The sequence below is a fragment of the Bacillus sp. YBsi01 genome (assembly GCF_038406745.1).
Classification (GTDB): Bacteria; Bacillota; Bacilli; order Bacillales; family Bacillaceae; genus Bacillus; species Bacillus siamensis.
This window is the reverse complement of the sequence record NZ_CP151679.1, coordinates 462,573-488,509: the sequence shown is the minus strand read 5'-3', so window position 1 is coordinate 488,509 and position 25,937 is coordinate 462,573. Positions and strand designations below refer to the sequence as shown.

At 45.6% G+C, this 25,937-nt stretch carries 26 protein-coding genes and 2 riboswitches; of the genes, 10 read left to right on the top strand and 16 right to left on the bottom strand.

Features of this window, described 5'->3' with window-relative positions; translation table 11 throughout:
- Positions 1 to 257: 257 nt before the first annotated feature.
- The 3 genes from clpE to motB all read left to right on the top strand — a co-directional run bounded on the left by clpE (position 258) and on the right by motB (position 4,090).
- Positions 258 to 2,351 (top strand): ATP-dependent protease ATP-binding subunit ClpE, encoded by a 2,094-nt coding sequence (gene clpE / locus AADZ70_RS02815; RefSeq protein ID WP_342007698.1) that lies wholly within the window; start codon positions 258 to 260, stop codon positions 2,349 to 2,351.
- 166 nt (positions 2,352 to 2,517) lie between these two features.
- Entirely contained in the window at positions 2,518 to 3,333 is an 816-nt protein-coding gene (gene motA / locus AADZ70_RS02810) for a flagellar motor stator protein MotA (protein WP_016936349.1), read from the top strand.
- Positions 3,305 to 4,090, top strand: a complete 786-nt coding sequence (gene motB / locus AADZ70_RS02805) for a flagellar motor protein MotB (RefSeq protein ID WP_016936350.1) — start codon at positions 3,305 to 3,307, stop codon at positions 4,088 to 4,090. The genes motA and motB overlap by 29 nt, the downstream gene beginning before the upstream one ends.
- Before the next feature lie 35 nt (positions 4,091 to 4,125).
- Here the strand turns inward: motB and AADZ70_RS02800 are convergent, their stop codons facing one another.
- On the bottom strand, positions 4,126 to 4,572 hold the full coding sequence (locus AADZ70_RS02800) for a MarR family transcriptional regulator (RefSeq protein ID WP_016936351.1): 447 nt from the start codon (positions 4,570 to 4,572) through the stop codon (positions 4,126 to 4,128).
- A gap of 200 nt (positions 4,573 to 4,772) precedes the next feature.
- On the opposite strand from AADZ70_RS02800, the gene AADZ70_RS02795 reads away from it, so the two are divergent.
- Positions 4,773 to 6,290, top strand: a complete 1,518-nt coding sequence (locus AADZ70_RS02795) for an ATP-binding protein (protein ID WP_155816700.1) — start codon at positions 4,773 to 4,775, stop codon at positions 6,288 to 6,290.
- A 207-nt stretch (positions 6,291 to 6,497) separates the two neighbouring features.
- Here AADZ70_RS02795 and AADZ70_RS02790 read toward each other — a convergent pair whose 3' ends face one another.
- From AADZ70_RS02790 to AADZ70_RS02765, 6 genes are all read right to left on the bottom strand, one after another.
- A complete protein-coding gene (locus AADZ70_RS02790; RefSeq protein ID WP_016936353.1) occupies positions 6,498 to 6,758 on the bottom strand; it encodes an aspartyl-phosphate phosphatase Spo0E family protein in 261 nt (86 codons plus the stop codon).
- A 270-nt stretch (positions 6,759 to 7,028) separates the two neighbouring features.
- Entirely contained in the window at positions 7,029 to 7,568 is a 540-nt protein-coding gene (locus tag AADZ70_RS02785) for a cupin domain-containing protein (RefSeq protein WP_188153993.1), read from the bottom strand.
- Between the two features lie 15 nt (positions 7,569 to 7,583).
- Complete coding sequence (locus tag AADZ70_RS02780) at positions 7,584 to 8,213, bottom strand: methylthioribulose 1-phosphate dehydratase (protein WP_016936355.1); 630 nt, start codon at positions 8,211 to 8,213, stop codon at positions 7,584 to 7,586.
- On the bottom strand, positions 8,171 to 8,875 hold the full coding sequence (gene mtnX / locus AADZ70_RS02775; protein WP_342007697.1) for a 2-hydroxy-3-keto-5-methylthiopentenyl-1-phosphate phosphatase: 705 nt from the start codon (positions 8,873 to 8,875) through the stop codon (positions 8,171 to 8,173). Before mtnX ends, AADZ70_RS02780 begins: the two co-directional genes overlap by 43 nt.
- Positions 8,872 to 10,086: a 2,3-diketo-5-methylthiopentyl-1-phosphate enolase gene (gene mtnW / locus AADZ70_RS02770; RefSeq protein ID WP_342007696.1), complete on the bottom strand. Its 1,215-nt coding sequence runs from the start codon at positions 10,084 to 10,086 to the stop codon at positions 8,872 to 8,874. The genes mtnX and mtnW overlap by 4 nt, the downstream gene beginning before the upstream one ends.
- Positions 10,087 to 10,167: 81 nt before the next feature.
- Positions 10,168 to 10,267: riboswitch (SAM riboswitch) on the bottom strand.
- A 36-nt stretch (positions 10,268 to 10,303) separates the two neighbouring features.
- Positions 10,304 to 11,500, bottom strand: a complete 1,197-nt coding sequence (locus AADZ70_RS02765; RefSeq protein WP_342007695.1) for a pyridoxal phosphate-dependent aminotransferase — start codon at positions 11,498 to 11,500, stop codon at positions 10,304 to 10,306.
- A 92-nt stretch (positions 11,501 to 11,592) separates the two neighbouring features.
- Between AADZ70_RS02765 and AADZ70_RS02760 the strand changes: the two genes are divergently transcribed.
- The 3 genes from AADZ70_RS02760 (at position 11,593) to mtnA (ending at position 14,981) form a co-directional block, all read left to right on the top strand.
- Positions 11,593 to 12,372 carry a carbon-nitrogen family hydrolase gene (locus AADZ70_RS02760; protein WP_264820046.1) on the top strand — a complete coding sequence of 260 codons (780 nt, stop codon included), beginning with the start codon at positions 11,593 to 11,595 and terminating at the stop codon, positions 12,370 to 12,372.
- Between the two features lie 92 nt (positions 12,373 to 12,464).
- Positions 12,465 to 12,619: riboswitch (SAM riboswitch) on the top strand.
- A gap of 109 nt (positions 12,620 to 12,728) precedes the next feature.
- Positions 12,729 to 13,913 (top strand): S-methyl-5-thioribose kinase, encoded by a 1,185-nt coding sequence (gene mtnK, locus AADZ70_RS02755; RefSeq protein ID WP_342007694.1) that lies wholly within the window; start codon positions 12,729 to 12,731, stop codon positions 13,911 to 13,913.
- Positions 13,914 to 13,919: 6 nt separating this feature from the next.
- Positions 13,920 to 14,981, top strand: coding sequence for an S-methyl-5-thioribose-1-phosphate isomerase (mtnA, locus tag AADZ70_RS02750; protein WP_342007693.1), 1,062 nt, complete (start codon positions 13,920 to 13,922; stop codon positions 14,979 to 14,981).
- Between the two features lie 31 nt (positions 14,982 to 15,012).
- Here mtnA and AADZ70_RS02745 read toward each other — a convergent pair whose 3' ends face one another.
- From AADZ70_RS02745 to AADZ70_RS02735, 3 genes are all read right to left on the bottom strand, one after another.
- On the bottom strand, positions 15,013 to 15,132 hold the full coding sequence (locus AADZ70_RS02745; RefSeq protein ID WP_016936362.1) for a hypothetical protein: 120 nt from the start codon (positions 15,130 to 15,132) through the stop codon (positions 15,013 to 15,015).
- A gap of 90 nt (positions 15,133 to 15,222) precedes the next feature.
- On the bottom strand, positions 15,223 to 15,720 hold the full coding sequence (locus AADZ70_RS02740; RefSeq protein WP_342007692.1) for a methylated-DNA--[protein]-cysteine S-methyltransferase: 498 nt from the start codon (positions 15,718 to 15,720) through the stop codon (positions 15,223 to 15,225).
- Positions 15,717 to 17,936: a PAS domain-containing sensor histidine kinase gene (locus tag AADZ70_RS02735; protein WP_047475326.1), complete on the bottom strand. Its 2,220-nt coding sequence runs from the start codon at positions 17,934 to 17,936 to the stop codon at positions 15,717 to 15,719. Before AADZ70_RS02735 ends, AADZ70_RS02740 begins: the two co-directional genes overlap by 4 nt.
- A 255-nt stretch (positions 17,937 to 18,191) precedes the next feature.
- Between AADZ70_RS02735 and AADZ70_RS02730 the strand changes: the two genes are divergently transcribed.
- The gene (locus AADZ70_RS02730) at positions 18,192 to 19,214 is read left to right on the top strand and encodes an acyltransferase family protein (RefSeq protein WP_342007691.1); all 1,023 of its coding nucleotides are present in this window, start codon (positions 18,192 to 18,194) and stop codon (positions 19,212 to 19,214) included.
- 41 nt (positions 19,215 to 19,255) lie between these two features.
- On the opposite strand, the gene AADZ70_RS02725 is transcribed toward AADZ70_RS02730, so the two are convergent.
- The 4 genes from AADZ70_RS02725 to htpX form a co-directional block, all read right to left on the bottom strand.
- Positions 19,256 to 19,396 carry a hypothetical protein gene (locus AADZ70_RS02725; RefSeq protein ID WP_095240833.1) on the bottom strand — a complete coding sequence of 47 codons (141 nt, stop codon included), beginning with the start codon at positions 19,394 to 19,396 and terminating at the stop codon, positions 19,256 to 19,258.
- A 31-nt stretch (positions 19,397 to 19,427) separates the two neighbouring features.
- On the bottom strand, positions 19,428 to 20,102 hold the full coding sequence (locus AADZ70_RS02720; RefSeq protein WP_188154201.1) for a YetF domain-containing protein: 675 nt from the start codon (positions 20,100 to 20,102) through the stop codon (positions 19,428 to 19,430).
- Between the two features lie 96 nt (positions 20,103 to 20,198).
- Positions 20,199 to 21,551 carry a TrkH family potassium uptake protein gene (locus AADZ70_RS02715; protein ID WP_047475329.1) on the bottom strand — a complete coding sequence of 451 codons (1,353 nt, stop codon included), beginning with the start codon at positions 21,549 to 21,551 and terminating at the stop codon, positions 20,199 to 20,201.
- 158 nt (positions 21,552 to 21,709) lie between these two features.
- On the bottom strand, positions 21,710 to 22,603 hold the full coding sequence (gene htpX, locus AADZ70_RS02710) for a protease HtpX (RefSeq protein WP_045925667.1): 894 nt from the start codon (positions 22,601 to 22,603) through the stop codon (positions 21,710 to 21,712).
- A 148-nt stretch (positions 22,604 to 22,751) separates the two neighbouring features.
- Here htpX and AADZ70_RS02705 point away from each other — a divergent pair, with 148 nt between their 5' ends.
- Positions 22,752 to 23,453: a DUF1836 domain-containing protein gene (locus tag AADZ70_RS02705; protein ID WP_016936370.1), complete on the top strand. Its 702-nt coding sequence runs from the start codon at positions 22,752 to 22,754 to the stop codon at positions 23,451 to 23,453.
- Positions 23,454 to 23,588: 135 nt separating this feature from the next.
- Positions 23,589 to 23,783 (top strand): alpha/beta-type small acid-soluble spore protein, encoded by a 195-nt coding sequence (locus AADZ70_RS02700; RefSeq protein ID WP_013352019.1) that lies wholly within the window; start codon positions 23,589 to 23,591, stop codon positions 23,781 to 23,783.
- A gap of 6 nt (positions 23,784 to 23,789) precedes the next feature.
- Here AADZ70_RS02700 and AADZ70_RS02695 read toward each other — a convergent pair whose 3' ends face one another.
- Both AADZ70_RS02695 and sigI read right to left on the bottom strand, forming a co-directional pair.
- Positions 23,790 to 24,959, bottom strand: coding sequence for an anti-sigma factor domain-containing protein (locus tag AADZ70_RS02695; RefSeq protein ID WP_269775209.1), 1,170 nt, complete (start codon positions 24,957 to 24,959; stop codon positions 23,790 to 23,792).
- Positions 24,956 to 25,711: an RNA polymerase sigma factor SigI gene (gene sigI / locus AADZ70_RS02690; RefSeq protein WP_045925670.1), complete on the bottom strand. Its 756-nt coding sequence runs from the start codon at positions 25,709 to 25,711 to the stop codon at positions 24,956 to 24,958. The genes AADZ70_RS02695 and sigI overlap by 4 nt, the downstream gene beginning before the upstream one ends.
- Between the last annotated feature and the right edge of the window lie 226 nt (positions 25,712 to 25,937).

The following is a 25,937-nucleotide window of genomic DNA, read 5'->3' as shown; positions in this document are numbered from 1 at the left end:
CAAAAACGAATTCAGCTCTCCCCTTTAAGCAAAAATATTGAAAGAAAAAAAGGACCGGCGTATACTCTTCATCAAGAAAGGTCAAACATTTCAAATGCCGCTTTTCATGCTGTAAACTTTGATTTTTCAAGGTTTAAAACAAAACACTTGAAAGTCAAAGAAGGTCAGAGTATACTATTAATCAAAGAAGGTCAAAGTTAAGACCTTATTTTCTAATTCATTTGGTCAAAGAAGATCAAACAAGGAGGTTTTGGCAAATGCGTTGTCAACACTGTCAGAAAAACGAGGCGACGATTCGCCTGAACATGCAAGTCAATTCCATTCAAAGACAATTCGTTTTATGTGAAACATGTTATACAGAATTAACCCGCAAACCGGCTATGAGCATGGGTCCGCAATCTTTCGGATTCCCGTTTGAGCAAAGCTTCGCTCCCGGTCAAAATAAACAGGACAGCCGTAAAAAGGGTCTGCTCGATGAGCTCGCTCAAAACGTCACAAACGGCGCAAAAGCAGGTCTGATTGACCCTGTGATCGGACGCGATGATGAGGTGGCGCGCGTAATTGAAATTTTGAACCGCCGGAATAAAAACAACCCGGTGCTTATCGGTGAACCCGGTGTCGGCAAAACGGCTATTGCAGAAGGTTTGGCGCTTAAAATCGCTGAGGGCGATGTGCCGAACAAACTGAAAAACAAAGAACTTTATCTGCTTGATGTCGCTTCCCTCGTCGCCAACACAGGAATCAGAGGTCAGTTTGAAGAAAGAATGAAACAATTAATGAACGAATTAAAAGAGCGGAAAAACGTCATTTTGTTCATTGACGAGATTCATCTTCTCGTAGGCGCCGGCTCTGCCGAGGGATCAATGGATGCTGGAAACATCCTGAAACCGGCGCTGGCCAGAGGCGAACTGCAGGTCATCGGGGCGACAACGCTGAAAGAGTACCGCCAGATTGAAAAAGATGCAGCGCTTGAAAGACGCTTCCAGCCTGTCATGGTTCACGAGCCTTCTATCGAACAAGCCATCAGCATTCTTGAAGGCATAAAAGATAAATACGAGAAATACCACGGCGTCACATTCAGCGATGAAGCGATCAAAGCGTGTGTTACACTTTCTTCCCGCTACATTCAGGACCGCCATCTGCCGGATAAAGCGATCGACTTGTTAGATGAAGCCGGTTCTAAGGCAAACCTGGAGCTTGATACCGTAAATGAAGAAGATGCGGCTGAGAGACTTAAAGCAATTGACGCGGAGAAAACAAAAGCGCTTCAGGAAGAAAATTATGAGCTTGCCGCGAAACTGCGCGATGAAGAAGCGGCGTTGGAAAAGCAGCTGGCGCATGAAACACCGGCCGCTTCTTCAGAAATCGGGGCGGAGCATATTCAAGCCATCATTGAACAGAAAACAGGCATTCCGGTCGGAAAACTTCAGGCTGATGAACAAGTCAAAATGAAGGAACTTGAAGAGCGCCTTCATGAGCGCGTCATCGGTCAGGAAAAAGCCGTGAAAAAAGTGGCGAAAGCAGTCAGACGAAGCCGCGCCGGCTTAAAATCAAAAAACAGACCTGTCGGCTCCTTCCTCTTTGTCGGACCGACCGGGGTCGGAAAAACCGAGTTATCAAAAACACTCGCAGATGAACTGTTCGGTACAAAAGATTCCATTATCCGGCTCGATATGAGTGAATACATGGAAAAACACGCCGTTTCTAAAATCATCGGTTCACCGCCGGGATATGTCGGACATGATGAAGCCGGGCAATTAACGGAAAAAGTGCGACGCAATCCGTACAGCATCGTGCTGCTTGATGAGATTGAAAAAGCGCACCCTGACGTCCAGCATATGTTCCTGCAGATTATGGAGGACGGCCGTCTGACAGACAGCCAAGGCAGAACGGTCAGCTTCAAAGATACCGTTCTGATTATGACAAGCAACGCGGGAACCGGCGAAAAACAAGCAAAGGTCGGGTTCCAGTCTGAAGAAAGCGTCATGGAAGAACAAACGCTGATTGATTCACTGAGCGCGTTCTTCAAACCGGAGTTTTTAAACCGGTTTGACAGCATTATTGAATTCCAATCCCTGAAAAAAGAACATCTCGTGAAAATCGTCAGCCTGCTTCTCGCAGAGCTTGAAGACACATTAAAAGAGCGCGGCATCAGCCTGAGCGTCACCGATGATGCGAAAGAAAAAATCGCTGAAATCGGCTATCACCCTGCTTTCGGAGCGCGCCCGCTCAGAAGAACCATCCAGGAATTGATCGAAGACGAAATGACAGATCTCTTATTGGATGACAATGAAATAAAAGCCTTCCATGTCGTAATGGAAGAAGACGGCATCAAAGTCCGTGCACAATAAGAAAAAGCGGTTCCCTGTCCGGGGAGCCGCTTTTTTGTATCTTTTTCCATGCCGGAGGGCAGAAACTGTGAAGAATTCGGCAACAATTTCACATTCACCCTAAAGTTCCATCCACTGCCACCGATATTAACCATAGAAAGCTAGTATAAAGGATTTGGTGAAAACTATGGATAAAACATCGATTATCGGTATCATCCTCGCCCTGATTGCTTTAAGCGTGGGCATGGTGCTGAAAGGGGTCAGCTTAAGCGCACTCGCTAACCCGGCAGCTATTCTGATTATTTTGTTCGGTACGATTTCAGCGGTGATCATCGCATTCCCCGGAAAAGAAATCAAAAAAGTGCCTGCCCTTTTTAAAGTGCTGTTTAAAGAAAACAAACAGCTGACCATTGCGCAATTAATTCCCATGTTCTCTCAATGGGCGCAAATCGCCAGACGGGAAGGTCTGCTCGCATTGGAAGCAAGCATCGAAGACGTGGATGACGCGTTTTTGAAAAACGGACTGAGCATGGCGGTTGACGGACAAAGCGCAGAATTTATCAGAGATATTATGACTGAGGAAGTTGAAGCGATGGAGGACAGACACCAGGCCGGCGCGGCTATCTTTACCCAAGCCGGCACATATGCGCCGACACTCGGCGTTTTGGGTGCGGTCATCGGCCTTATCGCCGCTCTTTCCAATATGAACAATACCGAGGCGCTCGGACATGCCATCAGTGCGGCGTTTGTCGCCACCCTTCTCGGGATCTTTACGGGATATGTACTATGGCATCCTTTCGCCAACAAGCTGAAACGTAAATCAAAACAGGAAGTCAAACTGCGTGAAATCATGATCGAAGGCGTTCTGTCGGTGCTTGAAGGACAGGCGCCGAAAGTGATCGAACAAAAACTTCTCATGTATCTCCCTGCGAACGAACGAGCAAAAGTCATTGAACAAGAAGGAGAGGCAACCAATGGCGAGAAAAAAGAAGAAGAAGCATGATGACGAGCATGTGGATGAGTCTTGGCTGATCCCGTACGCGGACCTTCTCACCCTTCTTTTGGCTCTGTTCATTGTATTGTTCGCCATGAGTTCTGTCGACGCGGCGAAATTTCAAATGCTGTCTAAATCATTTAACGCCGTTTTCACAGGAGGCACGGGGGTCCTTGAATATTCAAGCGTCACCCCTCCCGAAAATGAAAAAGACGGCGTTGATCAGTTAAAAAAAGACAAGGAAAAAGATAAAGAACAGAAAAAGAAAGAAAGAGAAGCAGCCGACCGCGAAGAGCTTGAAGGTGTGCAAAAGCAAGTCAAACAATTTATAAAAAACAAAAAGCTTGAACATCAGCTGGAAACAAAGCTGACAAAAGAAGGCCTCTTAATTACCATTAAAGACAGTATCTTTTTTGACTCAGGACGGGCGGATATCCGCCAGGAAGATATTCCGCTTGCGAAGGAAATCTCGAATCTCCTTGTGCTGAATCCGCCAAGGAACATTATCATCAGCGGGCATACGGACAATGTGCCGATTAAAAACTCACAATTTCAATCAAACTGGCATTTAAGCGTCATGCGGGCCGTCAACTTCATGGCTATTCTTACAGAAAACCCGAAACTTGATGCAAAAGTATTCAGCGCCAAAGGTTTCGGTGAGTATAAGCCGGCTGCGTCGAACAAAACCGCGGAAGGACGCAGCAAAAACAGGCGTGTCGAGGTATTGATACAGCCTAGAAACGCCGCGACTGACCAAAATCAGTAATATAAAAAAGGAAGCCTTTCAAATGGCTTCCTTTTTTATTTCTGATGAAAATGTTTAGCGTTTAATCCCACTCTTTTCAGCATTTCCGTACACATTTCTATCTCTTCATCACTCAGCACACTGATCATTTCTTTAATTTCGGCTGCATGATCAGGGAAAATATCGTCCAAAAGACGGATTCCCTTTTCGGAAATCTGTGCGAAAGTCACCCTCCTGTCAGTCGGCGAGGCTTTTCTGATGAGAAGTTCTTTTTTCTCTAATTTGTCAACAACGTATGTAATACTTCCGCTCGCTAATAAAATTTTGTCGCCGATCTGCTGCAGCGGCTGGTTGCCTTTATGATACAGCAGTTCAAGCACAGCAAATTCTGTCGGATTCAGGCCGTGCTTATGAATATGTTTATTCATATGGTCGTTTATGGACCGGTATGCACGCGACAGTACAATAAATAATTTCAATGAGTTTTCTGTTTTATCCGTCATACATTCAATCATCCTTTTTGCAAAAGAAACCGTTACAGAGAAACATTAATAAACAAAATGAAAAATGTCAACAAAAATCTTTCCAAAATTTCTCTTCTTTTTGACGGACCTTAATAAAATAATTTGTTTTTATAGCATTTTGGTTATTTTTTCTTATTAAAGAAGTATAAACAATGATATAATACCTCTATTCAAGTGTAATGTTGGAGCGATGCAGAGTGAATACATTTAAAGGTGCCCGGGGAAAGATCAAACTTTATCTCATATTGGTGATCATCCCGGCACTTATTATCAGCTTTTTCATATATGAAAAAGAAAAGCAGAAAATAGCCGATAAACACATACAGGAAGCCAGTATGATGCTCAATCTTCACCGCAATAAGCTCAATTATTTAATCGGTGAAACAAAAGCCCGGATGACAACACTTGCGATCGCTGTCGATAAGCCTGTCAATGAAGAAAAGATAAATGAAATTCTCGATCAGGCTTTTGAGGATGAACCCAGATTCAGCGGATTGTATATGCTGAATTCCAAAGGTGACGTCATCGCAAGCACGACCGATCTGAAAACAAAGGTGAATTTGGCCGACAGACCGTATTTTACGAAGGCAAAAAAGACGAAAAAAACGGTCATCACAAACGACTACTCCAGCAGAATTACAGGCCAGCGTATCTTTACGATCTGCGTCCCGGTGTTAGACGCAAACCGGGAGGTCACGGATTATTTCGTGGCCGCCATACAAGTCGATTATTTGAGAAATATGATCAATATGCTGAGCCCTGACGTTTATGTCAAGGCAACCCATGAGGATAAAGTGATATTTGCCAGCGGACGGGCTGATCAGTCAGAAGGCGTGAAACCGGTCAGCGGCTATCTGGATGATATTAATTGGAATATCAATGTTTACCCGAAACCGGTAGAGCTGAACGAGCTGACCAAAAGCGTGCTGCTGCCGATGTCCAGTATTGCCGTGCTGCTGAATATTCTGTTCATCCTCGTTCAATATTATCTGCTTAAGCGCAAGACCGAGCTGGAGCGCGCTCAAAACGAGGCGCAAAAATTGGAGCTGATCGGAACGCTTGCCGCAAGCACCGCTCATGAAATACGCAACCCGCTTACAGGGATCAGCGGCTTCATTCAGCTTTTGCAGAAAAAATATAAAACGGAGGAAGATCAGCTGTATTTCTCAATTATTGAGCAGGAGGTTAAACGGATCAATCAGATTGTCAGTGAGTTTTTAGTGCTCGGCAAACCGACCGCGGAACGATTGGAAGTGAACTCGCTGCAGGATATTCTTGATGAGATTATGCCGATTATTTATTCGGAAGGGAATCTTTATAATGTGGAAGTGAATGTGGAGATTCTCGTCAATCGGCCGCTCAAGGTCAACTGCACGAAAGACCATATTAAACAGGTGATCTTAAATGTCGCGAAAAACGCGCTCGAATCAATGCAGGAAGGCGGCAGGCTGTCCATCTATTTAGAGGCCCTCGACCATAAAGCAGTCATTAAGGTGGCCGACAACGGAATGGGTATTTCTGAAGATATGCTTGAGCACATTTTCCTTCCGTTTGTCACATCAAAGGAAAAAGGCACCGGCCTCGGTCTTGTCGTATGTAAACGGATCGTGCTGATGTACGGCGGTTCGATTGACATTCAAAGTGAAGTCGATAAAGGCACAGAGGTCACCATTACCCTCCCTGCCGCTTCACGATGAAAAAACACCCTGAAACAGGGTGTTTTTTATATAAGAAGAATATGTGTAAGAGGATATACCGGGGAACGGCAACATAGCCGGCAGATAGATACGAGGCGCTTCGTGAGCTGTGCCAGCGGAAAAACCCGCTGACTGCACGCGGTCATCTTTCGGATCCGGCGGTTAATCATGAAGCGCATTCAGTCTTCGTTATCTGTTTATCATCAATCATTTGTTTGCTTCATATGCAGGCATGACGTCACCGCGGGAGAACAAGCCTATTTTCTTCACAAGGCCCTGTATTCCTTGGTGATGTGTGCGTTCACGGTTTATCAGCTGCTGATACGCGTTCATCAGACTGTCCAGTTCCTGGCTGTGTCTGATCGTGTCATATCCTGTAAACCCCTGCCTGTTAGCCGCATCTATCATCATTTTCCTCTTTTCATCAATAGATACTAGCAATTTTTCTTGTTCAGAATAACTGCCCATTCACTTCACCCCTCACCGCTAAAAGAATAGGAAACAAGTTTGATTGGGTTATTGAGCATTATTACAGATTATACTTTATTTGTAAACATTTTTTTACTAAATAACTTAATTTTTCATTTCATATTGGAATCTTTAGTATGATTACGAGAATAATACCCATTCAGGTAATGATATAAACAAAATGCGCCCATTTAATGCATAAAAAAACAGAGATTTTATATTACAATAAAAAACCTCTCATGCGGCTGACCGCATGAGAGGTTCGGACATCTATCCGTTTTGCACACTTTCATTTTCATAAATCGGCACCCATCCTTCAGTCGTCACGAAGATTCGGATTGCGACGACCCGGCGGTCCTCCTGAAGCGTAAAGTAGTGGCGGATGTTCTCCGGAACCGAAATCAAATCCCCCGGATTTAAACGGACATCAAAAAAAGTGCCGTCTTTGCCCTGAATGACGAAGATGCCGTGCCCGCTGACGATAAAGCGGACTTCATCATCCGTGTGGTGATGTTCTCTTTGAAAATTGTTCAACAGCTCATCAAGATTGGGTGTTGTATCTGATAAAGAAATGACATCCTGAGACCGATAGCCGCGCCGGGCTGAAATATCCTGAATCTCCTTGTCAAACACCGTGAGAATCCGGTTTTTTTCATCTTCGGTTAGATCGTATTTCTCCGAAAGCTCAGGCGGAAGTTTTTCAATGTTCCACTGCTCATAGATCACCTCTTGTTCGTCTAAAAAGCGCGCTACTTCTTCCTGATGTTCAATGATCGTATTCTTTTCGTCATGAATTCTGATTGTCGCCATTTTGCGTTCCTCCTTTTATTTTACAAGCTGCGGCCGAAGTGACAGAAGCTTGATATGACAGCTGAATAAAAATTCATAGGCTTCCAGCACCCTTTTCGCCTCAAACGCGGTCCGCCCCCATGCTGTAATGCCGTGATTGCGGATTAATACCGCGCCTGATCCGGCGTCTGCATGGCGCGCGAAGCTTTCGGCCAATGCCGGGATGTGCGCCGGATTGTCAATGATCGGGACGGTCACCGACGCGTTTTCCTCCCACAATCCGAGCGCCTTAATCATTTCCTGCCCCTGAAAGGTAATTTGTTTTTCATCCCCGTAGAGCTCTGAGATGACATTATTATTAACGGTATGGACATGCAGACAGCAGCCTGCGTCTGTCTTTTGGTATAAGTACGTATGGAGAAGCGTCTCTGCCGAGGGTTTTAAGGAATGGCCGGTCTCCGCGGGCTCCCCGTTCTCATCGACTAAGAGAAAATCTTCGTCTGTTTCTTTTCGTTTGTCTTTTCCGCTTGCCGTAACGAGAAACGTCAGCGGCCCGTCGGATACTTTGATGGAAAGATTCCCGCTTGTTGCCGGGAACCAGTCTCTTTCAGCCAGCTCGCGCTTTACTTCGGCAAGTTCGCGCCAGCGTTCTTCTTTTGCAGCCATGCCTGCACCTCCCCGATATTTTCGATGCCTGCTTTCACTTCATGAAAATCTTGAAAAGGCTGATGCCGAAGACCGAGCTCTTTGCATTCAGTCAAAAGATAATCTCTCGCAAAACACATATCGGATAACTTTGCAGCCTCGACATCCGTCACCGAATCACCGATCATAATGAGAAATTTCTGCCGGTCGGATAACTTCCTGATGACTGACGGTTTGCAGCAGCCGCACTGATTCGTGCAGGCTTCGTCACAGGCTTGCGGCCAATTGATATGAATATATTCATTGTCAAAGGATGCATGATTGCAGAAGATCCGCTCTTTTTCTACGATGCCTTCTAAAAGCGGATGCACAAAAAAGTCCATCCCCCCGCTTACGATATAAAACGGGAGATCGTTTGACCGGACAAACGAAACAAAATCCAAAAAGCCGTCCCGTATTTTCGCATCCTCCAGAATAAAGTCCGTCAGCTCATCTTTTAAGCTGCTCGGCAGCAGCCCGAACATCCGGCCGACCCCTTCCTGAATTGATATGCTTTTAGACAGAACACCGTCTTTTAATTCAAGCCACTCAGGGGGCGCGAATTCTTTCATCATGCTGACAATGTTGTCGTTCATGGTGACTGTTCCGTCGAAATCACAAATAATCAGCGGTGTGCGGGTCATACGGATTCCGCCTTTCCCCATTTGTCTAATGCGAGCTGAAGATCTTTGCACGACGCGGCTTTTTCTTCAATCGGCTGTGCTTCAAGCACTGCATCAATAATGGCGCGAAACGCTCTTCCGCCGCCCTCGGCTCCTTTCGGATGGCCGTGAATGCCTCCGCCTGCATTGATGATGTGATCAATACCGAAATCACGCATTAACAATGGCACCATGCCGGGATGAATGCCTGCTGACGGGACGGCAAACGTCGGTTGAAAGACGTCTTCCTTTACACATTCATGATGGATCGCAAGTGCGGACTCCTTCGGAAGAGCGACGGATCCGTATGGTGACGGAAATAAGCTGAAATCGGCGCCGCAATAGCGGTTCAGCTTGCCGAGCAAAAGTGCGTGCGATAAACCGTAAACGGGAGATGATGTAAACGCGCCGCTGACCGCCGGATGCGCCATAATCGGAAGCGGGATTTCCCCATCTTCAGCAAGACTTTGCATGACGTCTAAGCCGTAGGCGAATACATTCAGTAAAAGGGCGTCTGCCCCGAGTTCTGCCGCGCGTCTCGCTTTATCCCGCAATTCAGAAGTCCTCCCCGTCAGGTTTACGGCGTACAGCGTCTTATGCCCCGTCTCCTCCCGCGTTTCCTTCAGGACTTGTTTTCCTTCGATAATGCGGGTTTCAAACGGAGTCAGTTCATTTTCAAAGAAAATTTCGTCATCTTTAATAAGATCTACGCCGCCGAGCGCCTGCTGTCTGAGCTGCTCTTTAATGTCGGCAAGATCCCGTCCGATCACGCCTTTAAAGATGCTCATCAGAAGCGGTCTTTCAAATTCGCCCAGCAGTTTGCGGATGCCGTATATACCGAATTTCGGCCCGGGAAGGGAGCGTTTAAACCCTTCGGAAAATTCCAGATCAGTCAATTTTATTTTTCCGTCCAGTGACAGCTTTCCGAATACCGTCGTCAGGACGGCCGGAATATCTCTTGAAAAGTTCGCCTCAGGATAGGCGATGGTGATGACGGATTGTGTTTCGTTTTCTTTGGCCCCTTCTTTTTCCTCAACTTTCACGACCCGGCCTTTATGCTTTCTGAGCTGTTCCTGTTTCACCAGGGGCAGATCCGTCCAGGAGCCTACCGTCAGCCCCGCCGCAATCTGTTCCGCCCGCTTTTCACTGTCCGTTGTGTCTGTCAGAAGATATGTTGCCAATACTTCGCTCATGCGTGAACGCCTCTCTTTCTTTCGCAAAACATAAAAAAGCCTCTTCCTTAAGAGCAGAAAGAGGCTTCGTGTTATGTCCGAATCTTATCTCTCAGCTCCTGCTGCAAGAATTAGCACCGTGCTTTATCAGTCGGTTGCCGGGCTTCATCGGGCTCGTCCCTCTGCCTGCTCTTGATAAGAATAATGATTTTATAAAGTATTTTGAATTATCGCATTGTTATCCTGATATGTCAATGCTTTTTCGGGTGAAAAGATTCAGCTTCCCGATCCGTTCCGCAGCTTCTTTAAGTCTTTCTTCACTTGTCAGAAGACCGACTCTTATATAGCCTTCTCCGAATTTTCCGAACCCGTTTCCGGCTGCGACCGCGACATCCGCTTTTTCCAAAAGCAGATCTGAAAACGACTGCGACGTATAACCGTCCGGCACCGGAAGCCATGCAAAAAAGGAACCCGCCGGAGCCTTCACATCCCAGCCGATATCACGGCAGGCTGCAATCCAGGCATTGCGTCTCGACTCATATCTGTCATTTTGCGCTGCGACGCACGTCTGATCCGCCAAAAGAGCGGCGGCTGCAGCCTGCTGCGACGCGGGAAACAAGCTGACAAACATATGATCTTGATAAAGATTGATCGCTTCGATGACAGACGCGTTTCCTACCGCAAATCCGACCCGCCAGCCCGCCATGTTATACGTTTTGGACAAAGTATAGATTTCAATCCCCGTTTCTTTTGCGCCTTCTGTCTGCAAAAAGCTCAGCGGTTTATGCCCGTCAAAACCGACAGCCCCGTATGCGAAATCATGAACGACACAAATGCCGTTTTGTTCCGCAAAGCTGACCGTCTCCTCGAAAAACGCCTCTGTTGCCACAGCACCGGTCGGATTATTCGGATAATTGAGATACAGCAGCTTTGCCTCGTTCTGCACCGTTTCAGGAATTGCGCTGTAATCGGGGAGAAACCCTCTATCTTCCGTCAGCGGCATCATTTCCATTTTCGCTTTCGCAAGGGCGACCCCCGACCAGTAGTCAGGATATCCGGGATCAGGCACAAGAATGGTATCTCCCGGGTTCAAAAGACATTGCGGAAGCTCAACAAGCCCCGCCTTGCCTCCGAACAGCACGGCTACTTCCGTTTCCGGGTCAAGCGTCACCCCGTACTCCCTTTCATAAAATTCAGCCGCAGCTTTTTTGAAGCTGTAAGCGCCCCGGAATGATGAGTATTTATGATTTTCCGGCTTTTCGACGGCGCGCTTCATTTCTTCAACGATATGCTGAGGTGTCGGCTGATCAGGGTTCCCCTGTCCTAAATTGATGATGTCTTTGCCTTCTTTCAGCTTTTGATTGACCTTTTGCACCAAAGATGCAAAAAATTGTTCCGGCAGCTGTTTGAGTACATCTGAGACTTCAAAGTTCATATTTTCACCTTCTAAAAATGTCTTGAAATGATAGTCCATCATCATATATGGTTAAATAAAAAAAGTAAAGAGAAACTTGAGGTGTATAAAAAATGAAATGGACCGTTTCCTGTTTGCAATTTGATATTTCATACGGAAATCCTTCAGAAAACTTCAAAAAAGCAGAATCTTTGATTGAGCAAGAAAGCCGTCATGCTGATGTCATCGTGCTTCCTGAGCTGTGGACGACCGGCTATGATCTCACACGGCTTGACCAGCTGGCGGATGAAAACGGCGAAGTTTCGGAACAATGGCTTAAAAAAACGGCCAAGGCATACAACGTACACCTCGTTGCCGGATCTTTTGCAGTCAAAGAAGGCGAAAATGTCTATAACACTATGTACATCGCCGATAACAGCGGGCAGATCGTGAAGCGCTATCAGAAAGCCCATCTGTTTCAGCTGATGGATGAACATCTGTATCTGACAGCAGGAAACAGTGACGGTTCCTTTGAGCTTGACGGTGTCAAGTGCGCCGGGCTGATCTGCTATGATATCCGTTTCCCCGAATGGATCAGAAAGCATACGTCCCAAGGAGCGAATGTCCTGTTTATCTCTGCGGAATGGCCTCTGCCCCGCCTCGATCATTGGCGGAGTCTGCTTGTCGCCAGAGCCATTGAAAACCAATGTTTTGTCGCAGCCTCTAACTGCACGGGGTCAAATCCCGATAATGAATTTGCCGGCCACAGCCTGATTATTGACCCGTGGGGCCGGATTTTAGCCGAAGGAGATCGGACGGAAGGCGCAGTCCGGGCGGAAATCGATGTTTCAGAAAGCGCGTCCGTACGCGAGACCATCCCGGTTTTCAAAGATTTGCGGCGTGATTTATATTAATTTTCAAAAAAATGTTGACAAGAATATCCGGCACCTGCTAATATTTTCATCAACTGATTAATCCGAATTGTGATACAAATCAATATATTTTTCTCTTATCGAGAGTTGGGCGAGGGATTGGCCTTTTGACCCCAACAGCAACCGACCGTAATTCCATTGTGAAATGGGGCGCGTACATTTTGCGCCGAGACGATTGTCTCATAGGGCACGGTGCTAATTCCATCAGATGTTATCTGAGAGATAAGAGGCGGACTGCACTGTTTCGGCCTCCTTCTCTTTCAGAGAAGGAGGCTTTTTTTCGGGCGTATTCTCCGTCACGATCTCTTACTGCCACTACATAATTGGAGGGTAAATCCATGTCTGCAACTAAAACAAGTCTTTATGAACAATTAACGGAAAGCTCTGCCGCAGCGTTAGCTGTGAAGCTCGGCTTATTTCAAAGCAAAAGCACTCTCACATGCCGTGAAATCGGCGACGGCAATTTAAATTACGTCTTTCACGTTTTCGATAAAGAAAACAAAAAGGGACTGATTATCAAACAGGCGATTCCTTATGCGAAAATCGTCGGGGAAAGCTGGCCGCTTACGATTGACCGGGCGAGAATCGAAAGCAGCGCCCTCATCCGCCAGGGCGAACACGTGCCCCATCTCGTTCCGGCCGTTTACTATTCCGATACTGAAATGGCGGTCACGGTAATGGAAGACCTTTCGCATCTGAAGATCTCAAGAAAAGGACTGATGGAAGGAAAACATTATCCGAATTTATCAGCCCATATCGGTGAATTTCTGGGAAAAACGCTCTTTTACTCATCCGATTATGCGCTTGATGCGAAAGTAAAACAGCAGCTCGCAAAGCAGTTTACAAATCCCGAACTTTGCAATATTACAGAAAGGCTTGTGTTTACAGAACCGTTTCTCGACCATGAAACAAACGATTTTGAAGAGGAGCTGCGCCCATACGCAGAAAAAATTTGGAACAATTCCCGGCTGAAAGAAGGCGCTGATGAATTGAAAGCCGTCTTTCTGAATTCCGCGGAAACATTGGTTCACGGCGATCTGCATACGGGAAGCATCTTCGCCAATGAACATGAAACAAAGGTCATTGATCCCGAGTTTGCTTTCTTCGGACCGATCGGCTTTGACATCGGCCAATTTATTGCAAATCTGCTGTTAAACGCCCTCAGCCGGGACGGTGACGACAGACAGCCATTATATGACCACACCGCCGCCGTATGGGACACATTTGTAAAAACATTCAGTGAAGCATGGGAGAAAGACTGCCTGCCTTCCTGCAGACACCTGCTGGAAAATACACTGAAAAACGCGTTTGAGGAAGCAGTCGGTTTTGCGGGATGCGAACTGATCCGGCGCACGATCGGGCTCGCCCATGTGGCTGACTTGGATGAAATCACTCCGTTTGATAAACGAATTGAACGGAAGAAGCAGGCGCTTGAAATCGGCGCCTATTATATCGAAAACAGAAAAGAACTAAAGCATATCACTGAGGTTCTGGATCAATTTAAGCTCCGTGTAAAGGAATGATGCAGCATGACAAATGAATTTGCCATCCCCCGTTCCGTGGAATGGAAAGAAACACACATCCGCATTTTAAATCAGCAAAAGCTCCCTGATGTCACTGAGTATGCGGATCTTGAAACAAAGGAAGATGTATTCGACGCGATTGTCACACTGAAAGTAAGGGGCGCTCCGGCCATCGGTATAACTGCGGCGTTCGGACTCGCGCTTGCCGCCAAATCGTTTGAAACCCGCGATCTTTCTGATTTCCGCCGTCAGCTCGCCGATGTCAAAGCATATTTAAACAGCTCAAGACCGACTGCCGTCAATCTCGCTTGGGCGCTTGACAGACTGACGGATTCCATCAGGAATGCAATCTCAATCAATGAAGCGAAGACAACGCTCGTTCATGAAGCCATTCAAATTCAGGTTGAAGATGAAGAAACATGCCGGATGATCGGCCAAAATGCGCTGCACCTTTTTAAAAAAGGCGACCAGATCATGACCATCTGCAATGCGGGTTCAATTGCCACAAGCCGGTACGGTACGGCGCTTGCTCCCTTTTACTTAGCGAAACAAAAAGACCTCGGCCTTCATATTTACGCATGTGAAACAAGGCCCGTTCTCCAAGGATCGCGGCTGACGGCGTGGGAGCTGATGCAGGGCGGGATTGATGTCACGCTCATTACTGACAGCATGGCCGCCCATACAATGAAGGAAAAACATATTTCAGCAGTCATTGTCGGCGCTGACAGAATTGCTAAAAACGGAGATACGGCCAACAAAATCGGAACGTACGGCCTCGCGATCTTGGCAAACGCCTTTCAGATTCCGTTTTTTGTGGCCGCACCGCTTTCGACCTTTGACTTGCAGATTGAAAACGGCGATCAGATTCCGATTGAAGAAAGAGATCCGGATGAAGTCAGACAAATCTCCGGCATACGCACCGCTCCCGAAGATGTGCCGGTCTTCAATCCGTCCTTTGACATCACACCGGGCAGCCTGATTTCAGGCATTATCACCGAGAAAGGAATTGTGACGGGTTCTTACACGGAAGAAATTGAACAATTATTCGCAGACTGCCAGCTGAGCTGAAAAACCGCTGATGATGTTGCCTCAGGCAATGTCAGCGGTTTTTTTGTCTGCATAATGTCAGCACTTCATCTTTTTGGGCGGCTGAAATCAGATGCATTTTAAAAAACAGCTCTGCATAACCGGCTATCTTTTGCGGACGGCTCATTTTCATCAGGCTTCGTCCTCCTTTTTCATCAGACCAACTTTTTTCACTTAATAAAATGATATGTCGGGCGTAAAAAAACGGAACGTGCCATATGCTTTATTTTTCTTTATAGGATATTTGTTCGATGTTCAGCAGCGCCGCTTTCACATCCGTCTTCGTGCCTGCGTATCCCGTTAAGGCGCTGTTTTTGCCGATTACCCGATGGCACGGGACAAAAATCGGCAGCCGGTTGCGTTTATTGGCCTGTCCGATGGCGCGCACCGCTTTCGGCTTGCCGATAGCTTCAGCTACATCACCATAGCTTCGTGATTCACCATAAGGAATCATCGCCAGCGCGGTCCATACCTTTTCCTGAAAGAGTGTGCCTTGTTGTTTCAGAGGCAGAGAGAAATGCTTTCTCTCTCCGGAAAAATATGATGTCAGCTGCTGTTTCGCCTCCGACAGCAGATCGGTTTCGCAAAATTTCACGCCGGGCGTATCTTTCCGCCATTCCTCAAAATCTTCCCCGGTGAGAAACAGGCCGGTAATAAAGCCATCTTCCTCCGTCAGGCTGACCGTTCCAAACGGTGCTTTCACACTTGTAAAGCAGATCATTCGCCGCTCCTTCTTTCTTCAGTATTCTGCCGGATCGGAAGCGTCAAATGAAAAACCGTTCCCTTCCCTTCTTCACTTTCCACATGAATGCGGCCCTGATGCTCTTCGATGATTTTATAACTGACCATGAGACCGAGACCCGTCCCCCTGTCTTTTGTCGTGTAGAATGGCTCGCCCAAACGTTTTAATTTGTCTTCAGAAATGCCTGTTCCTTCATCTTGAAGGGATATCAGAATGTGGTCTTTATCAGAAGGCTGGATCGTCACGTAGATATTGCCTCCGCCCGGCATGACTTCAATCGCGTTTTTTAAAATATTGATAAACACCTGTTTTAATTGATTCGGCTCACAGTAAATCGGCGGGATGTTCCCGGTCTGGTTCAAATGGATCTGCACATTGACAAGATTGGCCTGAGCATTCAAGAGATCAGCCGTGTCTTTCATAATCTGCGTCACGTCTTTTTCTTCATATAATATTGCCTGAGGTTTCGCTAAAATTAAAAATTCGGTAATGATAGACTCGATGCGTTTTAATTCTGAGGTAATGACGTTAAAGTACAGGGAATATTCGCCTTCAATGCTTCCTTGCAGAAGCTGAATGAACCCTTTCAGCGCAGTCATCGGATTTCTGATTTCGTGGGCGATGCCGGCCGCCAGCTCCCCTACGACGTGAAGAGTGTCAGATTTCCGCAGCCTCTCCTCAAGCTCTTTGGCCTCGGTGACATCTTTAAAGATGGCCAGGTTCATATTTTGAATGATATTCCTTTTGAAGGAAAATTCCAATTTGCGGCTGTCACTGCTGCTTAACAGGAAGGGGATTTCATTATCCATTCCTTCCAGATCGATCTTTTTGGCGGGTACACCCGCGTTTTCAATTTCAAATAAAGAAAGAATATCCGGAACGGTATGCGCTCTCAGCTCATCATCGGGCATGCCGAGTATACGGCTTGCAAGAGGATTCGCGTCAATTATGCGGAATTGGTTGTCAAACAAGACTTTTCCGTCCATTGAGCCGTTGAATACTTTTCTGAATTTCAGCTCGCTTTCCCGCAATTCTTTTTCCATCCGCTTACGATCGCTGACATTTCTTAAAATGGTTAAATGCTGACCTTCGAGTATGGTTCGTTTTGATGTGAACTCAAGCTCTTTGTACTGGCCGTTTGCCATTTGAAACAGCATCTCTTCCCGGATTTCCCCGTATTTTTCATATTTCTTCTTAATCTGCTTGTATTTTTTCTGCGGATCAACAATAAACGTACATAAATTCGTCTCCACCAGCTTATCCATCGGCAGCTCGAAAATACGGCACGCCGACTCGTTTGCTTTGGCAATTTTTCCGTCATCAGACCAAATGACAATCGCGTCCATGGCGTTTTCAAAGATTTCGCGGAAGCGCTCTTCGCTTTTAAAAAGTTTCAATTCCATCGACCGTTTCTCCGTTATGTCTCTCATAATAGACATGTAAAACCCGCTGATTAAGTTGGACGTAATCGTAAACTCAAACAGCTTCTCCTCGCCCGACCGAAGCTTGACCGGCAGTTCTCCTTTGGCGTTTCCTTTTCTCCGGAGGGTGTCCCAGATTTCTTTCAGGTGCTTTTTGTTTTCTCCATCGGTAAAATGGCGGAGCGACAGATGGGACAGTTCATTCTGGCCGATCTCAAAGCTTTTGCAAAAAGAGAGGTTCGCATCAATAAAACCGCCGTCCTTATCAAACAGCACGATGCCGTCGACAGCTCTGTCAAACAAATCTTTGAACAGCTGCTCGTTCATGGAGAATTCACGCTCTAAGATTTTTTTAGAGGAGATATCCCTCATTACCACAAAAAAATAATCCTCCCCAATTCCGTCTCTGGCGAGGAATTCAATGTATTTCGTCGCGCCGCTGTCAAGCTTAATCGGCACCTCTTTCCACAGATAGCCCTTTTTCAAAAATTTTTTCACGGCCTTATTCAGTTCTTCCTGAGGCACGGAATATAAAAAGTCCAGAACGGAGCGGTTCATGAGGCTCTCTGCCTCAATCTGCATCATCCGGGCCGCGGCCTCGTTCGCCTGGACGATTTTCATTTCCTTATGGCATATAAAAATGGCATCAAGCGTGTTATTCATAATCACATGATACCGGTTCAAATCACTCTTCAGGCGGTCATTTTCCTCCTTCAGCCGCTTCAGCTGCTCTTTCAGCGACTCCTTTGTCTGCAAATCCAGAGTTTCAGCCATTCAGTACACTCCTTCTTCAAAAACCTATCCTTCAATATTTCTACAAAATACCTCATCTTCCTTCATTCGCCCTATACATTTCAGAAAATTTCAATGATATGACAAGTTAGAGTCTTTTTCTACGATCCTTACCTCCCCGTTACATCATCCTAACAATCCCTTTTTTCCTCCTTCAATTTTTTGTTTTTTATTTTAAAATGAACATCATCAGGAAATAATCATGCAGTGGATGATTTTTGAAGAGAAGGTGATGCTATGACAAAATCGCGAGACAGTTATTTTGACAACGCCAAGTTTATCTTGATTTTTCTGGTGGTGTTCGGCCATATCCTCCGGTCATTTATTAACGGAAATGAGTTTATGCTCCATCTCTACAAATTCATTTATACTTTTCATATGCCGGCCTTTATCCTGGTTTCCGGCTATTTCGCAAAAAACTTTAAGCGGAAAGGTTATGTAAAAAAGCTGGCTGTGAAGCTGATTATTCCGTACCTGATTTTTCAGGGCATCTACTCGGTTTTTTACTATTTGATTCAGGATGAAAGCATGACAAGCGTCAATCCGATTGATCCGCAGTGGTCTCTCTGGTTTTTAGTCAGCTTATTCTTTTGGAATCTGCTGCTGTATCCCTTTACGAAGCTGCCGAAAATGTGGGCGCTTGGGGCAAGCTGCGGGCTTGCCGTCATGATCGGGTATCTTGATTTCGTCAGCAGCACGCTGAGTCTTTCACGGACGTTTGTTTTTCTTCCGATGTTCCTCGTCGGGTTTTATTTAAAAAAACAGCACTTTGATTTACTTCGGGCTAAAAGGGGCAGGCAGATTGCCGCGGGCGTACTGGGCATTGTTTTCCTCTTATGCTGGTGCATTGATTTTGATTACTCGTGGCTGTTCGGATCGGAGCCTTATTCTACATTCGGCACAGTGACGCTTTTGAGCGGTCTGTCGCGGATCGGCTGGTATGTATTGGCCTTTGCCGCCACCTTCAGCTTTTTGGCGCTCGTTCCGCAAAAGCGTTATTTCTTTACGAAGTGGGGTACGAGAACGTTTTACGTCTATCTGCTGCATGGATTCATTATAAAAACGCTGCGGCAGATCGGGCTTGAAGATCATCTGTCTGATTACCAGAATTTAGTCATTCTCTTGATGTTAACGGCCGCCCTAACGTCCATTCTCTCCAGCAATGCGGTGAAAACGGCCGCACAGCCGTTTATTGAATTGCGGATTACCGGCTGGCTTCAAGCGATTAAAGGAACAAGGAACGGGGCTTATTCGAAATAATGTGAAATACCTCTTAAGCGTTATCGCCTAAGAGGTATTTTTTATTTTTTGCCGTCTTCTTTTTTCTTTGGCTTCGTCTGTTCAAGCGTTTCAATCCATTTTCCGGCGTTATAATCTCCGAGCTCACTTGAAAATTCTTCTTCAAGCAATTTAGGGTCCATCGGCTTTTTATGATTTTGCATGTCTTTGCTGTGCCGGTTTGTTTTCGTCACATTATTCGCCCCCTTGTCTGCCGTGCTTTGATTTGCGGTTTGCCCCTCTCAGTCCGGGATCGCCGTCATATTGTGTTGTGTATGCATCTTTATCCATGCTCTCAGTGGGTGTATTGTTGTTGGTCAAAGCTTCATTCTTTGCTGCTTTTCGTTTCATTTGATTTCCTCCTTCTGTCTGCAGATCTGTTTTGAATTCATCAAACATTTTTTTAAGGTCGCGCACTGTCACATTTTTGGCATCATCAATGAGCTCATAGCCGATTTGTCCGTTCGGCTCAAGCAGCACATATTTAAAATCCTCTATGTCCCCGAGGCCTTCCTGCCTGATCCGCATGGAGAGCTGCGCCTCGGTGAAGCGCATCTTTTTTAAATTTTCCGGGATGACTTTTCCGTCTCTGACAACGGCGACGGTTTTCCCCGAAAACAAAAACTCAAAAAAGTTTGATTTGATTTCTAAATATTCCATCAGAATCAGTACCGCGATAAAAATCGACGCTGCGAAAATGGTTTCCCATAAATTATGTTCAATAAACGGCTGAATAATAATCGAGCCGATGGAAATCATGATGACCGTCTGAGTTACCGACAGCTGGCTGATCGATTTCCGTCCGGCAATTCGCAATAAAAAGGTACCGACAGCTATCATAATCAAAGATTTCCAAAAAACGGCAAGCAATGACGTCACCTCTTTACGAATTAGAATCTCCAAATAAACGGTTTCCACCCATCCATTTTCCGGTAATAAAAAAACACCGCTTTTCAAAAAGCGGTGTCAGCCGATAATGATTCTTTCCTTCGGATAGTGATAATTTGCTTCGATTTCTTTTCTGCCGATTAAATAAAGGAACGTCAAAATACCGATTCGGCCGATAAACATGACCACCATGATCACGCATTTTCCGATGTCGCTTAAATGCGGAGTGATTCCCAGCGAAAGCCCGGTCGTTCCGAAAGCGGAACAAACTTCAAACAGCAGCCCTAGCAGCGTCTGATTTTTCTCCGTCACTGCCAGAATCAGCGTTGACCCAAATACGAGCAGAATCGCCATCATCGTAACGACCAGCGACTTTATGACATCAGCCTGATGAAGCTCACGCTTAAAGACCTTGACCGCTTTATTTCCGCGGGCAAAATGAAACAAGGCAAGAAGGTTGAGCGCAAATGTCGTCGTACGGATTCCGCCGCCGACCGAGCTCGGCGATGCGCCGATGAACATAAGGGCGCAAATGAAAAATAATGTCGGCGCGGACAGCTGGCTGATATCGATCGTCGCAAGCCCGCCGCTTCTCGTAGCGGTTGATTGAAAGAGACATAAAAATAAAACATCATGCCAGCTTTTTCCCTTCATGACATGGCTGGCTTCAAGCGCGTATATTCCGACAGCCCCGAACAAAACGAGCAGTCCGAACGTTACGGTCGTAATTTTCGTGAACAGCGTAAATGAGTATCTGCGCTGTTTTGAAAACAAAAAGTCCTTCACTTCTACGAGCACCGGAAACCCGATCGCACCGAAAACAATCAGAAGCATCGTAATAAACTGCACGAAATAGTCATGCCTGAACGGAACGAGTGAATTTCCCGTAATATCAAAACCGCCGTTTGTCGTGGCGCTGACGCTCGCAAAGAAGCCGTGCAAGTACGCCTGTTCAAACGAATTATAGTACGTTAAAAAATATGTTCCTAAAATGATGCCGCCTAAAAACTCGATTAATAAAATCAAAAACAGCACTTGCTTCATCAAGTTGACGATACCGGAAAACTGCGATTGATTCTGGTCCACCATAATGAGCTTCCGTTCCCGCAAACCGATCCGTTTGCCCATAATGAGCCAGACGAATGTTCCGAGCGTCATAATGCCGATGCCGCCGAATTGCAGCACGAAAGCCAAAATGACAATTCCGGCCGTACTGAACGTGTCAGCCGTGCTGACGACCGTTAAACCGGTGACACTGACTGAGCTGACCGCCGTAAACAGCGCGTCTATAAACGACCAGCTGGCCCCTTGTTTGTGGGCGGCCGGCAGACTTAACAAAATAAATGCCACCGTCACAGCAAGAAAATAATATAACGCGATCAGCTGTGCAGGCGACAAAACCTGTATGAATTTCTTCAGCTTTAATTTCATAAGATAGTTCCTTCTGCCTCTCAAATGTAGTACGTAATTATTCTAATGATATTGGGAGATTTTTTAAAGGGCTTTTTAGAAAGATTTTTCATTACCTTATGTAATTTGCCGATCTTTAAACAAAAAACCTCTGAAATGATTGTCAGAGGTTTTGTTGATTATTTGGCTTCCAGCCTGCGGATGCGCTCATCCAGATCAGGGTGTGTGGAGAACAGTGACGAATGCTTTTTGCCGTTAATTTTTAACGTCTGCACCGCCGTCTGGTCCTCTTCATTCACATGTCCCGTATAAGACTTCAGCGTACGCAGGGCGTGAATCATTTTATCCTTTCCGGCAAGGTCCGCACCGCCGCGGTCAGCGTGGAACTCTCTGTGACGCGAGTATGCGAAGACGACAAGACTGCCGAGAATGGAAAAAATAATCTGAAACACGATCATCGCGATAAAATGCACGACCGGCGCGAGATCTTCTTTGACAAAGCGGCTCGCGATCCATGCCGCGATACGGGAAAGGAATACGACGAACGTATTGACGATTCCCTGAAGCAGCGTCATCGTGACCATGTCACCGTTTGTAATGTGTGCGACTTCATGGGCAAGAACCCCTTCCACCGCAGCATCATCCATCTGCTGCAATAAACCTGAGGAAACCGCGACAAGCGAGCGGCGCTTAGAAGGCCCGGTCGCAAAGGCATTGACCTCAGATGAATGATAAATGCCGACTTCAGGCATTTTCGTCATCCCCGCTGCACGGGACAATCTGTGCACACGGTCAACCAATTGCTGCTCTTCATAGCTGAGTGACTGCTTCTTCGGATTTAACACCCGGACGCCCATCATCGTTTTTGCCATCCATCTGGACATACCGAGAGAAATAAAAGAACCGACAAAACCGACGACAAGACTGAACACGAGCAATGCCATCAGATCGACGCGGCCATTTTGTATATACGAGCCGACACCGGTAACGCTTGTAATAATCGTAAGCACAATTCCGATTGTCGTAATGACCAAAAGGTTCGTTAAAATAAACAGAAATATTCTTTTCGCCATAATTACCTCCGTCTTTTTTAAGATCAAAAGAACTTATTTAATTAAATTATAAATGATCTGTTTGAAAATGCAACAATTTCGACGTATGATGTTAATGTAATTCTCAGTGATATAAGAAAGTGAACACGTAATCAATCAGAGGTGAATCATGAACACGTTTAAACTGACCCGAACCGATATGGTGCGGCTTCTTTACGCGTTAAAAGGCCAAGGAGACGCAACCCCTCTCCAAATCTTACTGCAATCAGCGGACATGACATTGGATGAAGCGGAAAGCCGGCTGCACATCCCTGAATTTCTGACGAGATTCGAACGAAAAAAAGAGAAAAAGGAATACGGGCTTTCAACAAACGAGATTGTCGAGCTGGGAAACCTGTGCGAGCTGACGTCTTTAAAATCAACCGCTGTTCAAAACTGGGTGAAGCGCGATATTAAAGATTTAATCGGACACCCTTTACTCGGAAAAAAATATACAATTGAACAAGCTGTCATCCTTCTCATTGTACGTGATTTAAAATCAATTTATGACTTCGAACATATACGCGCCATATTAAAAATCGCTTTTAACACGATCACCGACAGATCAGATGACGTCATCAGCCCGATCAGCTATTATGAGAGCTGCGCCCAGGTGATTGATTATCTTCATCATAAGACAAACCCGCCGATGAAGGAAACGAGCCTGCAGGAGCTCGTTGAACAGCAGACGGACAAGCTCAGAGGCTGCTTTCAAGAACTCGAAAGCGGGCAATGGAACAATATCAGGGCCATACTCGCGGTTACCGTGCTCTCCGTTTTGACTTTCCATATCCAAGCCTCCGCCTACAAAATGACCAGCCATTTATTATAATTCATACGTTTTTTTGCCCCGGTGTCTGCGCCGGGGTTTTTTCAGGTGCACAACAATTGCCAGCATAATCAATACCGTTCCGTTTGAAACTAAAACGCGTAAAAACATCTTGCCAGAGAAAAGGAGATGAAAAAGATGGCGAGCAGAAATAAACTCTTAGTTCCAGGGGCTGAGCAGGCACTTGACCAATTTAAATACGAAGTGGCTCAAGAATTCGGCGTGAACCTTAGCTCTGATACAGCAGCACGCGCAAACGGCTCTGTAGGCGGGGAAATGACAAAGCGGCTTGTACAGCAGGCCCAATCACAATTAAACGGCAAAACTCAATAATGCAGCTTATTCGCCGGGATTTCTCGGCGAATTTTGATGTTTATCGGCATTCTCCCTTCCGTGCCGGTAGCCGTTCGGGTTCCTTCGGTCTGACGGATCTTCATGGCGCCGATAGGATTCCCAATGTTCATTTCGTTCATGATTCCAGTAATGATTGTTATACCTCTGCTGAGGCTCTTTGTCATTTCCGTTTTCCTGAGGATTTTGTGTTGGGGGCTGCTCTGTTTCCCCATCTTGTTCCTTCTGAGTATTTTCCTCTGATCCGGAAACTGCATTTTTTTCGTTTTGCTGATTGCCGTCTTGACTGTCCGGCTTCGCATCTTCCGTGCCGGGCGTTGTTTCATTGTTTTCCGGCTGCTCTGCTGCCTTTTCTTCATCAGGAGCCGTGTTGTCATCAGCCGCCGGTTTTTCTGTGTCCGGCTGCTTATTTTGATCGGTATCTGTTTCAGTGTTTTTCTGATCTTTCTCACTATCGTCGGTTTTCTTTTCAGGCTGTTTATCTTCTGTTTTCTTTTCGTTTCTTCTTATGTAGCTGCCTGTTGACATCCCTTCCTGTTTTGCTTTTTCCCTTGTTTCCATATCCGATTCAAGAGATTGAAGCTGGTAGGTGCCCTTATATTTTTCAGTCATGTCAGCCAGCTGTTTTTTAACGCCTTTTTTATATGTATTGTCATCTGTATTTTCGTAAACCGTGGAAATTAAAATCTCTTTTGATTCCTTTACATATCCATGCTTGCTGCAATCGGTAATAATATTACTGATGACTTCCTTAAAATCGCTGCTTTTCCAGTCTCCGATGTCACTTATGACCTTTTGGGCGTCATGGTTCAGCGGTGTGAGTTCAATGACTTCGTATTTGCTGTTTAAAGCCATTTCAATGCTTGGATTAATGTCAAGCGTCATATACGCGTAAGCTTTGTTATCAGAAAAAACCGGGAGCATGATTAAAATAAATAGGATAATAGCAGTCATTGTAAACACTCCCAATTTAAAAGGGCGCAGTTTCAGAAAATCAAAAAAGCTGGCCCTTCTTCCCATACGCGTTTCGCCTTCAAACGTAATTTCCTCTCCAATTTCACAAGCACGGTGATCATTTTTTGTTTTCAAAAATTGTCCGTCAGGGGTTAGCAACGTGACGAATTTTTTATTTTTCTCTACTATGATCCCTCTTCTCATGAGTGCAACACCCCTTTAAGATAATCTTTTAAATAAATATAATCACCGGAAATAATAATACTCATGGCGATGATATATTTTCGGTTCCGTTCGATCGTTTTTCTGCTGACCGACACGAGCTGCTCCAGCTGTTTGACCGGAAGCTGTTTCTTCTGGTGCAAAATAGACGCCAGCTCTTCATTTTCCACAAGCGTGTAGGCTACCTTAATCGCATTTTGCCTCGCATCTGTATGCTTCGGCGATTGTTCCAGCAGCTCTTTAAAAGACAGACCGTATTGTTGCAGCTGCTTCTGAAAAAAAAGAATTTCCTCCCGGCGCTGCTCCTGTTCTATCTGTTTGCGGTATTCATCAATGGAAAGCTCCGCTTCAATAAGGCTTTGCGAAGACTCCTGGTCGTCGCCTTCCTGCACATCCATATTGATATGCTGGGCGGCTCTTGCTTCTTTTCTGATATAATCTATTACTTTTCTTTTTATAATCAGCTCTGCAAATGCAAGCAGCGAATTACCTTTTTCAGCCGAATATTTTTCAATGGCTTCGTTAAACGCGATCAGCCCGATGCTGAATTCGTCGTCTTTTTCATCTATATATCGTTTACAAACGGATGAAACCGTCTTCGCGATAAAAGGCTTATATTGCTGTATTAAATCATTCTGCAGATCTTTGTCGCCTTTTTGTATTTTTTCAACAGATGTTTCAAGCGTTTGCTTCTTTTTTCCCAATTTAAACAAAAGGCTAAGCACTGGTTTCACCTCAGTTCCTCCCTATAACTACTCATAATCATAGCTAATTTAGTAGGGATTCGCAAAGGAAGAAAAAGAGAAATCGATTTCATTTGTCTCAATTATGACAAGCCAATAAGACGTACTATACATGATTTCGTGCGCTCGGGCAGAATTAAGGGGGTTTTCTCTATGTTTTTTGTAACAAGGCTGTTATAAAATTGTTATCATATGTCTTAAATGTAAGCGTTTCAAA

Excerpts from the sequence above, each read along its gene's own strand:
- AADZ70_RS02765 (WP_342007695.1), bottom strand. The coding sequence starts at position 11,500 with ATGAACTTTGAAGTCTCAGATGTACTCAAACAGCTGCCGGAACAATTT.
- AADZ70_RS02760 (WP_264820046.1), top strand. The coding sequence starts at position 11,593 with ATGAAATGGACCGTTTCCTGTTTGCAATTTGATATTTCATACGGAAAT.
- AADZ70_RS02800 (WP_016936351.1), bottom strand. The coding sequence starts at position 4,572 with ATGACGGATAAAACAGAAAACTCATTGAAATTATTTATTGTACTGTCG.
- AADZ70_RS02795 (WP_155816700.1), top strand. The coding sequence starts at position 4,773 with ATGTTGGAGCGATGCAGAGTGAATACATTTAAAGGTGCCCGGGGAAAG.
- AADZ70_RS02700 (WP_013352019.1), top strand. The coding sequence starts at position 23,589 with ATGGCGAGCAGAAATAAACTCTTAGTTCCAGGGGCTGAGCAGGCACTT.
- AADZ70_RS02715 (WP_047475329.1), bottom strand. The coding sequence starts at position 21,551 with ATGAAATTAAAGCTGAAGAAATTCATACAGGTTTTGTCGCCTGCACAG.
- htpX (WP_045925667.1), bottom strand. The coding sequence starts at position 22,603 with ATGGCGAAAAGAATATTTCTGTTTATTTTAACGAACCTTTTGGTCATT.
- AADZ70_RS02790 (WP_016936353.1), bottom strand. The coding sequence starts at position 6,758 with ATGGGCAGTTATTCTGAACAAGAAAAATTGCTAGTATCTATTGATGAA.
- AADZ70_RS02695 (WP_269775209.1), bottom strand. The coding sequence starts at position 24,959 with ATGAGAAGAGGGATCATAGTAGAGAAAAATAAAAAATTCGTCACGTTG.
- mtnK (WP_342007694.1), top strand. The coding sequence starts at position 12,729 with ATGTCTGCAACTAAAACAAGTCTTTATGAACAATTAACGGAAAGCTCT.
- motB (WP_016936350.1), top strand. The coding sequence starts at position 3,305 with ATGGCGAGAAAAAAGAAGAAGAAGCATGATGACGAGCATGTGGATGAG.
- mtnA (WP_342007693.1), top strand. The coding sequence starts at position 13,920 with ATGACAAATGAATTTGCCATCCCCCGTTCCGTGGAATGGAAAGAAACA.
- mtnW (WP_342007696.1), bottom strand. The coding sequence starts at position 10,086 with ATGAGCGAAGTATTGGCAACATATCTTCTGACAGACACAACGGACAGT.
- clpE (WP_342007698.1), top strand. The coding sequence starts at position 258 with ATGCGTTGTCAACACTGTCAGAAAAACGAGGCGACGATTCGCCTGAAC.
- AADZ70_RS02725 (WP_095240833.1), bottom strand. The coding sequence starts at position 19,396 with ATGCAAAATCATAAAAAGCCGATGGACCCTAAATTGCTTGAAGAAGAA.
- AADZ70_RS02735 (WP_047475326.1), bottom strand. The coding sequence starts at position 17,936 with ATGGCTGAAACTCTGGATTTGCAGACAAAGGAGTCGCTGAAAGAGCAG.
- AADZ70_RS02745 (WP_016936362.1), bottom strand. The coding sequence starts at position 15,132 with ATGAAAATGAGCCGTCCGCAAAAGATAGCCGGTTATGCAGAGCTGTTT.
- AADZ70_RS02740 (WP_342007692.1), bottom strand. The coding sequence starts at position 15,720 with ATGATCTGCTTTACAAGTGTGAAAGCACCGTTTGGAACGGTCAGCCTG.
- motA (WP_016936349.1), top strand. The coding sequence starts at position 2,518 with ATGGATAAAACATCGATTATCGGTATCATCCTCGCCCTGATTGCTTTA.
- AADZ70_RS02730 (WP_342007691.1), top strand. The coding sequence starts at position 18,192 with ATGACAAAATCGCGAGACAGTTATTTTGACAACGCCAAGTTTATCTTG.
- mtnX (WP_342007697.1), bottom strand. The coding sequence starts at position 8,875 with ATGACCCGCACACCGCTGATTATTTGTGATTTCGACGGAACAGTCACC.
- AADZ70_RS02780 (WP_016936355.1), bottom strand. The coding sequence starts at position 8,213 with ATGGCTGCAAAAGAAGAACGCTGGCGCGAACTTGCCGAAGTAAAGCGC.
- AADZ70_RS02785 (WP_188153993.1), bottom strand. The coding sequence starts at position 7,568 with ATGGCGACAATCAGAATTCATGACGAAAAGAATACGATCATTGAACAT.
- AADZ70_RS02705 (WP_016936370.1), top strand. The coding sequence starts at position 22,752 with ATGAACACGTTTAAACTGACCCGAACCGATATGGTGCGGCTTCTTTAC.